Annotated in this window: 10 protein-coding genes; 6 read left to right on the forward strand and 4 right to left on the reverse strand. The window is 59.7% G+C overall.

What is annotated here, in order from left to right:
• Position 1 precedes the first annotated feature (1 nt).
• The 6 genes from AC2A6O_RS11250 to AC2A6O_RS11275 all read left to right on the forward strand — a co-directional run bounded on the left by AC2A6O_RS11250 (position 2) and on the right by AC2A6O_RS11275 (position 6,482).
• Entirely contained in the window at positions 2-1,336 is a 1,335-nt protein-coding gene (locus tag AC2A6O_RS11250) for a sigma-54-dependent transcriptional regulator (RefSeq protein ID WP_148583221.1), read from the forward strand.
• A gap of 158 nt (positions 1,337-1,494) precedes the next feature.
• A complete protein-coding gene (locus AC2A6O_RS11255; RefSeq protein ID WP_498927023.1) occupies positions 1,495-1,926 on the forward strand; it encodes a carboxymuconolactone decarboxylase family protein in 432 nt (143 codons plus the stop codon).
• A gap of 1 nt (position 1,927) precedes the next feature.
• Positions 1,928-2,842: an RNA polymerase sigma factor SigJ gene (gene sigJ / locus AC2A6O_RS11260; RefSeq protein ID WP_498927025.1), complete on the forward strand. Its 915-nt coding sequence runs from the start codon at positions 1,928-1,930 to the stop codon at positions 2,840-2,842.
• 273 nt (positions 2,843-3,115) lie between these two features.
• Positions 3,116-4,123, forward strand: a complete 1,008-nt coding sequence (locus AC2A6O_RS11265; RefSeq protein ID WP_148583218.1) for a DctP family TRAP transporter solute-binding subunit — start codon at positions 3,116-3,118, stop codon at positions 4,121-4,123.
• 123 nt (positions 4,124-4,246) lie between these two features.
• Complete coding sequence (locus tag AC2A6O_RS11270) at positions 4,247-4,867, forward strand: TRAP transporter small permease (RefSeq protein ID WP_148583217.1); 621 nt, start codon at positions 4,247-4,249, stop codon at positions 4,865-4,867.
• A 10-nt stretch (positions 4,868-4,877) separates the two neighbouring features.
• Positions 4,878-6,482: a TRAP transporter large permease gene (locus tag AC2A6O_RS11275; RefSeq protein WP_148583216.1), complete on the forward strand. Its 1,605-nt coding sequence runs from the start codon at positions 4,878-4,880 to the stop codon at positions 6,480-6,482.
• A gap of 242 nt (positions 6,483-6,724) precedes the next feature.
• Here AC2A6O_RS11275 and AC2A6O_RS11280 read toward each other — a convergent pair whose 3' ends face one another.
• From AC2A6O_RS11280 to AC2A6O_RS11295, 4 genes are all read right to left on the reverse strand, one after another.
• Positions 6,725-7,006: an SCP2 sterol-binding domain-containing protein gene (locus AC2A6O_RS11280; RefSeq protein WP_148583215.1), complete on the reverse strand. Its 282-nt coding sequence runs from the start codon at positions 7,004-7,006 to the stop codon at positions 6,725-6,727.
• A gap of 264 nt (positions 7,007-7,270) precedes the next feature.
• Positions 7,271-9,070 carry an IlvD/Edd family dehydratase gene (locus tag AC2A6O_RS11285; protein WP_498927029.1) on the reverse strand — a complete coding sequence of 600 codons (1,800 nt, stop codon included), beginning with the start codon at positions 9,068-9,070 and terminating at the stop codon, positions 7,271-7,273.
• A 115-nt stretch (positions 9,071-9,185) separates the two neighbouring features.
• Entirely contained in the window at positions 9,186-10,589 is a 1,404-nt protein-coding gene (locus AC2A6O_RS11290) for an HAD family hydrolase (RefSeq protein WP_498927031.1), read from the reverse strand.
• Between the two features lie 773 nt (positions 10,590-11,362).
• Positions 11,363-13,084, reverse strand: coding sequence for an ABC transporter ATP-binding protein (locus AC2A6O_RS11295; RefSeq protein ID WP_498927033.1), 1,722 nt, complete (start codon positions 13,082-13,084; stop codon positions 11,363-11,365).

Genomic DNA, 13,084 nt, shown 5'->3' on the forward strand with positions numbered 1-13,084 from the left:
TATGGATCATGCGACCGTCCTACTGATCGACGATGAAGCGGACCTTCGCGGCTCCCTGAGCCAGGGGCTGGAGTTGTCCGGCCAGGCCGTATTTGCAACCGGTGAACCGGAAGAAGCCCTGGAACGGATCAACCGTGGCTTTTACGGCGTGCTCGTCACCGATATTCGCATGCCCGGCACGGACGGGTTCCAGGTCATGAAACGGGCGTTCGAGATCGATCCGGCCCTGCCCGTGGTGCTGATCACCGGTCATGGTGATGTGCCGCTGGCAGTCGAGGCGATGCGTGCCGGTGCTTACGATTTCATGGAAAAGCCCTTCTCCGTCTCACGCCTTGCCTCCGTGGTGGAGCGCGCGCTCGAGAAGCGCCGACTGGTGCTGGAAAACCGCAAGCTGCGCGAGGAACTGGCAGACCGGACAGGCCTGGAAAGCCGTCTTGTGGGGCGTACCTCCGCCATGGAACTGCTTCGCCGCAATGTCACGGCCCTGGCGGCAACAGACGCCGATGTGCTGATACTGGGGGAAACCGGCTCCGGCAAGGAAGTGGTTGCCCGGGCGCTGCACGACGAAGGCCCCCGCAGGGAAAAGCCTTTCGTTGCACTCAATTGCGGGGCACTGCCTGCCGAAATCATCGAATCGGAACTTTTCGGCCATGAGAAAGGCGCCTTCACCGGTGCCAGCGGACAACGAATCGGCAAGCTGGAGCATGCCCATGGCGGTTCCGTTTTTCTGGACGAAATCGAATCCATGCCGCTGGAGCTGCAGGTCAAGCTGCTGCGCGTGATCGAGACCCGCACCATCGAGCGGCTCGGCTCCAACAAGGCGATTGAACTGGACGTGCGTTTCATTGCGGCCACCAAGGAAGATCTGGAGACCGCCGGCAATGAAGGCCGGTTCCGGCTGGACCTGTTTTATCGGCTCAATGTGGTCAATGTCGCCATTCCGCCGTTGCGGGACCGGTTGGAGGATATTCCGCTGCTGTTCAGGCATCTGGCGGTAGAGGCCCGGGCGCGTTACCGGCGCGAGATTCCGGACATCAATGAGGAGTATCTCACCGAGCTGATGGCGCGGGACTGGCCTGGGAATGTTCGCGAGCTGCGCAATGTCGCCGACCGGTTCGTGCTTGGTGTCGAACTGGTCAAGGCGCCCACCAACGGCTCCGGATCCACCCTGTTCGATCAGGTGGCCGCCTATGAGCGCGCGCTGATCGTCGCCGAACTGAAGCGCAACGAGGGCGCCATCAAGCCGACTTACGAGAACCTTGGGCTTTCCCGAAAGGCGCTCTACGAGAAGATGCGCAAATACGGCCTTGGCAAGGACGAAGCGCTTCCGGCCTGACGGGGCGCGCTGGACCATGTCATCCCTGGGCGAACAGGGATGACAATACACATGGGCCAAAAAACACATGGGCCGAAAAAGTTTTGCGCCATGTCACAAACCGCTGCCTCTGATCGTCAACCCAGTGTCACACCCTGAAACTTGACTGGAAGACACTCATGACGACGTCCAATGCCATCAATCACTATGAAAACGTCCCCGATATCGTGAAGCGGTTTGCTGCCGCCAGTGGCGAAATCGGCAAGGCGGGGCTGGAGCCGAAACTGCGGCATCTGGTCGACCTGCGCGCCTCGCAGATCAACCAGTGCGCCTTTTGCGTCAAGATGCACACACAGGAAGCGCTCGACGCGGGCGAGACCCAGGAGCGCCTGCAGCGGCTTACGGTCTGGCGCCACGTCGATGACTATACACCGGCGGAAAAGGCGGCTCTTGCCTGGACGGAAGCCTTGACCAGCCTCGACATTGACACGAACTATGAGGCCTTGCGCAGCGAATTGCGCCGCCATTTCGAGGATGCCGAAATCAGTGCGATCACTGCCGCGGTCGCCATGATCAATCTTTGGAACCGGATACAGGTATCGAACCACTGAGATGAGTGACGTGCCAGGCATCGATGTTTTCGAGACGGTCCGTCCGAAGTTGCTGGGGCTGGCCTACCGCATGCTCGGCTCCATTGCGGATGCCGAGGACGCGGTTCAGGACACCTATCTGAAATGGCAAGCCACCGATCGCATGACCATTTCAAGTCCGGAAGCATTCCTCACCACGGTCTGCACCAATTGTTGCCTGGACGCTCTCAAGGCCGCTCACCGGAAACGGGTCGACTATGTCGGCCCGTGGATTCCGGAACCGCTGCAGTTTGACACCGGCTCGGATCCGGAGACCGACCTTGACCGGGCGCAATCCCTGACGACGGCATTCCTCCTGCTGCTGGAACGCCTGAGCCCCAGGGAGCGCGCCGCTTATCTGCTGCGTGAGATCTTCGCAAAGCCATATGACGAAGTTGCCGAAACGCTGGGGGTTACGGAACAGGCCTGTCGTCAGCTCGTGTCTCGGGCGAGCCGGCATGTCCAGGAACCTGCCTCCCGCTTCGTTCCGCCGGCCGATCATCAGGACCGGATCCTGTCCGCCTTTCTGACCGCGATTGAAACGGGCTCAACGGATCACCTGACAGGCCTTCTCGCCGAAACCGTGCAGCTCCAGTCCGATGGCGGCGGCAAGGCAACGGCCATGAGCCGGGTTCTCAAAGGGCCCGACGATGTGGCCCGCTATGTCGTTCTCATTCTGGGCCGCCTCTGGGAGCTCCGCCAGATCGAGATTCTGGATTTGAACGGCACGCGCGGCCTCGTTCTGTTCCACGGCGAAGAGATCGTTACGGCTGTCATGTTTGGCTATGATACCGACGGTCGGCTGGAGCGCATCTACAACATGCGCAATCCGGACAAGCTGTCGCGCCTCAAGGTGAAACTACGCCATGACCGGTCGTCGGGTGCCATCTGGCACTGACATTTAGGCACGAGAAAGCTCAAAATATGACGTAGCGCCCAGAAAATGTGTCGATTTCGACACATTCAGTTTGGCGCCATGTGTCTGACTCGACCCATGATCGAAACTCTCGTTTGGTCAGTTTCACTTCGGGAATTTTGTTGACTGGCAGAAATCCGCGTTTTTTACTGCGATTGCAGCAATTGGCACGGAGATTGCCAATAGGTAGACGACCAGCGACCGTGCTGTCCGGCCCGAATGGCCGTCATACTGAAATGTCTGGGAGGACATCCGATGAAAAAATTCGCTCTCGCCGCAGCAACCGCGGCGTCCCTGGCGCTGTCCGCAAACGCTTATGCGGCCGATGCTTGTGATGACGGTGAAATCGTCATCAAATTCAGCCACGTGGTTGCCGCAACCGGCCACCCGAAAGGCGACGCTGCCACCCTTCTGGCGGAACGCGTCAACGACGAGATGAACGGCAAGGCCTGCATGCAGGTGTTCGCGAACTCTCAGCTGTTCGACGACGACAAGGTTATGGAAGCGCTTCTGCTGGGCGATGTTCAGCTTGCAGCTCCCTCGCTTTCCAAGTTTGAGGCCTATACGCTGAAGTTCCGTCTCTTCGACCTGCCGTTCCTGTTCCAGGACCTCGGCGCCGTCGAGCGTTTCACCACCGGTCCGGACGGCAAGGAGCTTTTGAACTCCATGACCGACTACGGCTATCAGGGCCTCGGCTACTGGGCATCCGGCCTGAAGCAGTTCTCCGCCAACAAGCCGCTGCTGCTGCCTACCGATGCAAAGGGTCTGAAATTCCGTGTCCAGACCTCCGACGTGGCTGTTGCCATGATCGAGGCCCTGGATGCCAATGCCCAGAAGCTGGCCTTCAAGGAAGTCTATGGCGCACTGCAGACCGGTGTTGTGGATGGTCAGGAAAACACCTGGTCCAACATCTACACCCAGAAGTTCTTCGAAGTGCAGGACGGTATCACCGAAACCAACCACCAGCTTCTGGCCTACCTGCTCGTCACTTCCGACGAATGGCTGGACAGCCTTGAGCCGGACGTCCGTGAACAGTTCATGACGATCGTGGAAGAAGTCACCGCCACTGCAAACGGCAATGTGGCAGCTGCGGAAGCCAAGAACCGCCAGAACATTCTGGATGCCGGTGCCACCATTCGTGAGCTGACCCCGGAGCAGCGCAAGGCTTGGGTTGAAGCCATGAAGCCGGTTTGGAAAAAGTTTGAAGGCGACATCGGCAAGGACCTGATCGACGCCGCCGTCGCGTCCAACAACGCCAGCTAAGGCTGATCTGACACTTGGAAGGGCCGGATTGTCCGGCCCTTCCTTCTGCCAAGGTCCTTCTACCGCCCGCGCACCCATGCCGGCGGCCACGCTGATAAACAAAGGCCAATTCGGGGGAAACGCATGCAACGCGTCGACAATTGGGTCACGCGCTTCGAGGAAGGTGTACTCGCCTTTCTTCTGGCGGCGATGACCATCGTATCCTTCACCCAGGTGGTGGCGAGATACGGCTTTAATTCCGGCTGGACCGGTGCCCTGGAATTCACACGTATCCTGTTCGCCTGGCTGATTCTGTTCGGCATGAGCTATGGCGTCAAAATCGGTTCGCATCTGGGTGTTGATGCGGTCATTCGCCTGTTTCCAAAGCCGGTGTTCAGGGCTGCTGCCGTGTTCGGTGCGCTCTGCGGCGTCGTCTATGCGCTTACCCTGCTCTGGTCGGGATGGCTGCATATCTTCGGTCTGGATACCAGAGGCGGCGCCATCGACTACTGGTCGAAGATGTACAAGATCGGCATCGGCCTTGATGACCTGCGCTATCCCAATTTCTTAATCGAAACCTTCGGCATGCAAGAGCGCGTGCAGCGCTGGGTCGCCTATCTGATCCTGCCCGTTGGTCTGTTCCTGTTCATGTTCCGCTGCATCCAGGCGGCCTGGCAGATCATTATTGGCGAGCGCGAGATGATGATCGCCGCGCATGAGGCGGAAGACCTCGTCGCCGAAAACAAAGACGTCTTGAAGGACTGAGGCCGGGTAAATGGAAGCAGCAATTCTCTTTATTCTCGTCCTGGGCTTCTTGTTCCTGGGCGTTCCGATCTCCATTTCGCTTGGGCTATCCAGCGTTCTGGCGATTGCCATATTCTCTACAGATTCTATCTCGTCGGTGGCTTTGCAGCTGTTCACGGCGTCGCAGAACTACACGCTCCTGGCGATTCCCTTCTTCATCCTGGCCTCGGCCTTCATGTCGACGGGGGGTGTTGCCAAGCGCATCATCCGCTTCTCCATTGCAGCCGTCGGCTCGATCCGGGGTGGTTTGGCGATTGCGGGCGTCTTTGCCTGCATGCTGTTTGCCGCGCTGTCAGGGTCCTCGCCCGCAACCGTGGTCGCAATCGGCACCATCGCCATCGCCGGCATGCGGCAGGCAGGCTACACGAAAGAGTTTGCCGCAGGCGTCATCGCCAATGCCGGTACGCTCGGTATCCTGATCCCGCCGTCCATCGTCATGGTGGTTTATGCGGCCGCAACCAACGTTTCCGTCGGCCGCATGTTCCTGGCGGGCGTTGTGCCGGGCCTGATCGCCGGTCTGATGCTGATGATCGCCATCTATGTGATGGCGCGGGTCAAGAACCTGCCGGCCCAGCCGTGGCCGGGCTTCAAGGAAATCTGGCACGCCATGATGGAAGCGGCCGTGGGCCTGTTCCTGATGGTCATCATTCTGGGCGGCATCTACGGGGGTATATTCACCCCGACGGAAGCTGCAGCCGTGGCCGCCGTTTACGCCTGCCTTGTTGCCCTCTTCGTCTATCGCGACATGGGTCCGCTTAACGGTATCACCTGGGTGCAGGAAATGGACGGCCCGCTGGGGCTGGCCGGTTTCAAGACCATCACCTACGGCTTTTCAGCTATGTTCGCCTGGTCGGGCATCGCTGCGCTGGCTACGGAAAGAATGGGCTTTTTTGGCATCGACAGTGCCATCGTCCTGATTGCCGCGTTGATCGGCTATCCGCTTCTGCGTGGCCGCGTCAGCCCTGCAGAGCTGCCGTCGATCTATAGTGTCGGTGTGAAGATCTGGGGCCGGAATATCGCACTGATTGTCTGGAAATTCTTTCCAGCCGTATTCCATAAGGACACCAAGAAGGTGATGGTGGACGCGGCCAAGACGACCATCATGCTGATGTTCATCATCGTCAACGCGTTGCTGTTTGCCCATGTGTTGACGTCGGAGCGAATTCCCCAGACGATCACCGACTGGATGGTCGGAGCCGGCTTCAACTGGTTCACCTTCCTGGTGGCGGTCAACCTGCTGCTGCTGCTTGGCGGCCAGTTCATGGAACCGTCCGGCCTGCTCCTGATCGTGGCACCGGTGGTGTTCCCGATCGGCATGGAACTCGGCGTCGATCCGGTTCACCTCGGCATCATCATGGTCGTGAACATGGAGATCGGCATGATCACTCCACCAATCGGGCTCAACCTGTTCGTCACATCGGGGATAACGGGAATGAGTCTTGTGCAGGTGGTCAAGGCGGCGGCGCCGTTCGTGCTCATCCTGCTCCTGTTCCTCGTCATGGTGACCTACATTCCGGCCCTTTCCACGTGGCTGCCGTACAGCCTCATGGGACCGGAAATCATAACCAACCAGTAAGGGTTTGGACCAATAGAACACTCAAGCGGCGGGCATTGCCCGCCGCTTTTTTGTTTGCCGACCAGATGACCAGCCCACATGTCCGACGCCCGCCCTTCTCCTCACCACCTCTTCCTTTGGGACAGCGCTCACGCGCTTCCTCAGGATGAGGTGTGGTGAGGAAAGGCTGAAAGCGAGGCAGAGCGACGGAACAAAAAAAGCCGGCCCTCGGGACCGGCTTGAAAGGCTCTGCTGAAAATCGCCTAGACGATGCTGCCAAGCTTCATGGCAACGCTCATGTCGCCTTCCACTTGCATCTTGCCGCCCATGAAGGCCGCGGTCGGGTTCAGCTCGCCGGAGAGAAGGTCATCGAGGTCTTCTGCCGACATCTTGATGGTGCAGTCTGCGTCGGCGTCTTCATTGGAAACGCTGGAACCTTGCAGGAAGATGACGCCGGTCTCGCCGAGATCGAACTTGACGGCTTCTTCAATGCCGCCACCGGCCACCTTTGCACGGACACCTTCTGTAAGCTTTTCCAAGGACATGTCTTTTCTCCCGTTTGAGTTGGGCCGGAGCCTGTAGTTTCCCTTTCAAGCATGACGTTTACGTAATCGTCAAGAAGGAAATGTCAAGCATCCTCCGGTTCTCGTGGCCGAGCCGTCTGTTCCGGCAGGCGATCGCGGGATCATGTCAGATTTGCCGGGGAGCGGACAATTCAAAACCTCCGTTCCGTTCAGCCATAGGCGTATTGAACGCCGAGCCAGGGCTGGTTCGGCGTTCAAAAACCGGACAGTCGAAGCTGCAACGGCTCAGTGATTGTCCCGGGGCAGGCCCTTGGTATGCGCGACGTCCTGATATTTGACCGCCGGTTCCAGCACCATGCCCTTGTCGAACTGGCCAATCATGGCACGCTGGATCTCCTGCCAGGGTGTCTGGCTCTCCGCAACCTTGAAGCCGCCGGCCGCCTCCAAATCCGCACGGCGCTGCGCCAGTTCCTCGTCGGAAATGAGGATATCGGCGGTGCCTTTTCTCAGGTCGATACGCACCTGGTCACCGCTTTTCAGCAGAGCCAGCCCACCCATGGCGGCTGCTTCCGGGGAAGCGTTCAGGATGGAGGGCGAGCCGGAAGTGCCCGACTGGCGGCCGTCGCCGATGCACGGCAGTGACGTGATCCCCTGTTTGATCAGGGCAGCCGGAGGCTGCATGTTGACCACTTCCGCACCACCGGGATAGCCGATCGGGCCGGTGCCGCGAATGAACAGCATGCAGTGCTCGTCGATCTGAAGATCCGGATTGTCGATATTGTCGTGATAGTCCTCCGGCCCTTCGAAAACCACGGCGCGGCCTTCGAAAGCCTCCGGATCGTCCGGATTGGACAGATACCGGTCGCGGAATTCTTCCGAGATCACGCTGGTCTTCATGATCGCGCTATCGAACAGGTTACCTTTCAGATTGATGAAGCCGGCCTTTTCCTTCATCGGCATGTTGAAAGGCTTGATCACGTCCGGCAGATCGGTGACGACGCCGTCGCAATTGTCGCCAATGCCCTTGCCGTTGACGGTGAGCGCTCCCGGATGCGGCAGCTTGCCGTTTCGCATCAGCTCGGCCACGACAGCGGGAACCCCGCCTGCGTGGAAATAGTCCTCGCCGAGATAGTCACCGGCCGGCTGCAGGTTGACCAGCAGCGGCACGTCATGGCCAATCTCCTGCCAGTCGTCGTTATCCAGCTCGACACCCAGATGCCGGGCAATGCCGTTCAGGTGGATGGGCGCGTTGGTCGAGCCGCCGATGGCAGAGTTGACGACAATCGCATTCTCGAAAGCTTCGCGGGTCATGATGTCGGAGGGTTTCACGTCCTCTCGTACCATGTCGACAATGCGCTTGCCGGTTTCATAGGAAATCGCACCGCGCTCCCGATAGGGCGCCGGAATGGCGGCAGCACCTGGAAGCTGCATGCCCAGGGCCTCGGCCAGCGAGTTCATGGTCGTTGCCGTGCCCATGGTGTTGCAATAGCCGACGGAGGGCGCGGAGGAGGCCACCAGGTCCATGAAGCCGTTGTAGTCGATCTCGCCTGCGGCAAGCATCTGGCGTGCTTTCCAGACAATGGTGCCGGAGCCCGTGCGCTCGCCCTTGTACCAGCCGTTCAGCATCGGTCCGACGGACAGCGCAATGGCCGGAATGTTCACGGTCGCCGCGGCCATCAGGCAGGCGGGGGTGGTCTTGTCGCAGCCGATGGTCAGCACGACACCGTCGATGGGATAGCCGTAGAGCAGTTCGACGAGACCGAGATAGGCCAGGTTCCGGTCCAGGGTCGCGGTCGGGCGCTTGCCGGTTTCCTGAATCGGATGCACCGGAAATTCAAAAGCGATCCCGCCGGCGTCGCGGATGCCTTCCCGCACGCGCTTGGCAAGTTCCAGATGGTGGCGATTGCAGGGCGAAAGATCGGATCCCGTCTGGGCAATGCCGATGATCGGCTTGCCGGACTGCAGTTCTTCACGCGTGAGTCCGAAGTTCAGGTAACGCTCGATATAGAGTGCCGTCATGCCCGGATTGTCGGGATTGTCGAACCAGGCGGTGGACCGCAGTTTTGGTGTCTTGGTGTCGCTCATGTCGCCTCATCCCTCAATGCACTCACAAAGTGTCACGAGCCGATAAACACCAGCACCAAAGGGCTGTAAAGGCGCTCAACCGCAAATTTGGTTCCACATTTCGAGACCGCCTGGGTCACTTGTTCCGCTGCAGGGTATCAGCGACGGAAAACCGGGCAAACGTCCAGAGCACTGCCAGGCAGACCCCGAACACAATGGGCGCAGCGGACAGGGGCAAGACGGTGGACGCACCGCATAGGCCAGCGCAAAGCCAGAGGCCCGACAGAACCCGGCGGGCATGGACGGCCAGAAGGTTCCGGCGCATGGCCAGCGCCTTCAATGCGGGAAAGGCGCCGATGTCGTCCGTGTCGCTGACTGCAAGGGGCGTGTTTCCGTCAACAGGGCTACCAGTTTCGGGTGCTATCCCCTGACGCAACTCCAGCGCCATGCGATCCTGAGACAGGGTCAACACCAGAGGGGCCGCATCCGGAAAGCAGCGGGAGGCCGCTTCGGAGGCTGTTTCTCCCGGTTTCGGACTGTCGGTCAGCTCCAGGCCAAGCATGCTAGCCAGTGCACGGCGGGTGTTGGGGTTGTCGCCGCTGAAAAGCCACGGCACAAGGCCTTCCTTGCGCAGCGCCATCCCGGCAACGCCCGCGTCCTGACGCAGTGTCCCTTCCAGACCCAGCACACCGACGACGCGCCCGCCGACTGCAACACGCAGCACCGTCTTGCCATCGGCTTCCAAAGACCGGGCAATGGCATCTGCGGTGAAGCTGTCGATCTTGAGCCGCTTCAAAAGGTCCGTCGTGCCGATCACCACCGTCTGCCCGCCGAGCAGCGCGACAACGCCGAGCCCCGGTGTCGGTTCGAATCTGTCCGGCATCTTGAGGCCAACCTGCCACTGGCTGGCGAGCTCACGCAGGGCCAGGGCGACAGGATGCGATGATCCGGCTTCGGCGGAGGCGGCGACAGCCAGCAGTGTTTTCGGGTCGTTGTTGAATGCCATGACGTTGGTGACCATCAGGTCTGGTCCGGACATCACGGCGGCCTTGTCGATCAGGATATCGCGGGCCTGGGCGACCCTGGTGAAGGTACCGGGCGCGATATCGCGGGCGCCTGCCGCGAGTGCGGCCTTGTGAAAGACCTTGTCCGCAAAGGCATTGATGCCGTCAATAAGCTGGGGCCAGGAGAGCAGCAGCGCAGCGGCCAGCGCCACCGGAGCCTGATTTCGGTCGAGGATCCACCACCAGGCAGCCGCCGCCAGAAGCCCCAGCAGGGCAGACCTGGCGGCTTGCGGTACGCCGCTGAGATCGCCCCTTGGCGGCAGCAGAACGACGCCGAATGCCCTCAGCACCATCAGGAAAGCAGCGGCGAGTGCCGGAGCATTGGCCTGGGAGGAAGCCGGGCCCGACAGGAGCAGAGCAGCCGAAAGGGCAAGCAGTGCACCGCTGGCCAGCGCCGTGACCAGCGACAACGGCCGGCCAACAGACGTGTTGAGGGAGAAGGACAGACCCAGAAGGGAAAAAATCGAAGAGAACATGCTGAAAAATAAGGCGCTGCGAGAGCCGAAAATCTTAACGGACGTAGCGGCATCAGTGACTTGGCCGCTCGCAGTTGCCAACGCAAGCAGCAGGCATACTACCGCGATTGCAAGAAAGAAAGACCAAAGAATTGAAATAAAAGACGTTTTCGGCATCGCCGGTCGGCTCTCATATCTAGATTGCTTGTGCTGGAACCGGGTCGTGAGCCAACTGAAGACATTTTCGGCACGCCCTTTGGACAGTTCCAAAATGAGGGAACGACGAAAGCCAGGCAATGCCGAGGGGCATCGCGGAGGGCCAGATGCCTGTCATGGACGCAGTGCACCGGCAGGGCTGCCGACCATTTGTGCAGTGCGCAACTTGAGCGAAACCGATTTCTGGGTAGTATGCCAGCATAATTTTTTAAATGGCCACCAAGTATTGAAGGCCAGTATTTTCAGGTCCTTTGGGCGAAAGTTATTTTGGGGTGTACTATATTGACGGGAGGGCCGAGAGGCTCTCCCTTTTTACTTTCGCTCGCAGAAGAAAAACATGGTTAATTTCTATTAACGAATGGGATTCGCGCTTTCGTCAGGAAGGTTCTATTTGTGCGCCGATGGCCATGGGGCCTGGGCGGCAAAAACTGCCCGGTCCATACTGCTTTGTGGTTATCGACTTGCCGCTCCCGGAGAATCAGGCAATGGCTCCGAGTCAAGCAGGCGACTCGGGCGAATCTGAAAAAAGACTCATCATCAAAGGCTTGGAGAGTCCGGCGGCAGGGCCGCCGGATCCGTCAGGCCGTCGCGAGGTTGGCGCGCGACAGCAGTTCCAGCGATGGCATCAGGTTCAAGAGTTCGCGCGTGTAGGGGTGCTGGGGCGCTTCGAAAAGCTGGTCGCAATCGGAAACCTCGCACAGTTCGCCATGGCGCATGACGCCGATGCGGTTGCACATTTGCCGGATCACGGCCAGATCGTGGCTGATGAACAGCATGGTCAGGCCAAGTTCCTGCTGAAGATCTTTCAGAAGGTTCAGGATCTGTGCCTGGATCGATACGTCGAGTGCCGAGGTCGGCTCATCGCAGATCAGGAAGCGTGGCCGCGTGGCAAGCGCCCGTGCAATGGAGATGCGCTGGCGCTGACCGCCGGAAAACTCATGCGGAAATTTCTTGCCGGCTGCCGCGCCAAGGCCGACATGGTCCAGCAGGTCATCAACAATCTGGCGCACTTCGGCATTGCTCGAGGCCAGGCGGTGGAACTTGATCGGTTCGCCGATGATGTCGCTGACGCGCATGCGTGCGTTCAGCGAGGAATAGGGATCCTGAAAGATCATTTGCATCTGGCGGCGCATCGCCAGAACGTCCTTGCGATTCTTGAGTGACGTCAGCTCGGTCTTGCCGAACAGGATCGAGCCTCCGGACGGTTGATAAAGGCCGGTAATCAGCCGCGCGATGGTCGATTTGCCGGACCCGCTTTCGCCAACAAGGCCGAAGGTCTCGCCTTCGTTGATATCGAAACTGACCTTCTTGACGGCCTGGAAATATTTGCGCCTGGACGGGAAAATCGAACCACGGGTCTCGAACCGCATTTCGAGATCCTTGATCTGGACCAGCGGGCCGGTGACTTTTTCGTAGTCGCGTGCCTTGCCGAGCCAATGGCTGGCAATATCGATCTGCTTTTGCGGGGTTCCGGCTTTCTCGATGTAGTTGACCACCGGAAACCGCTCGACCTTGATGTCCGGACGCGGCACGGCGGAAATCAGGCTCTGGGTATAAGGGTGCTCCGGCGCACCCAGCACCTGTGTGGTCTCGCCATACTCCACCAGTTCGCCGTGATACATCACCGCCACATGGTCGGTAATGTCGGCAATCACGCCCATGTCGTGGGTGATGACCAGCATCGCGACGTTTCGCTCCCGGCACAGCTTCTTCATCAGGTCCAGGATCTGAGCTTGGATCGAGACATCGAGCGCTGTTGTCGGTTCGTCCGCGATCACCAGTTCCGGTTCCGCGCACAGTGCCAGTGCAATCACCACCCGCTGGCGCATGCCGCCGGAAAACTGATGCGGATACTGCTTGATCCGTTCCGACGCATCGGGAATGCCCACGGATTCGATCAGTTCGATTGCCCGCTGGCGGGCTTGCGATCGCGAAAGCGGCAGATGGGTTCGGATTGTCTCCAGGAGCTGGCTTTCCACTGTTTGCAGCGGATCGAGCGATGTCAGCGGATCCTGAAAGATCATGCCGATCTTGCGGCCGCGCAGACGGCGCTTTTCCTTGTAGGGCAACTGGTCGATGCGCTTGCCGTGAAGGTAGACTTCGCCACCGGCAATGTGGCCCGGCTCCTGCAACAGGCCGATCACCGCATTGCCAACGGTCGACTTGCCGGCACCCGATTCCCCGACAACGCCGAGCACCTTACCGGCATCGACGCTCAAGGTGACGTCATCGACGGCGACGAAAACGGATTTGCGGCCCGGAAACTCGACCCTCAGATCCTTGATATCGAGAACGCTCAT

The organism is Labrenzia sp. ATLA3 (genome assembly GCF_057180185.1).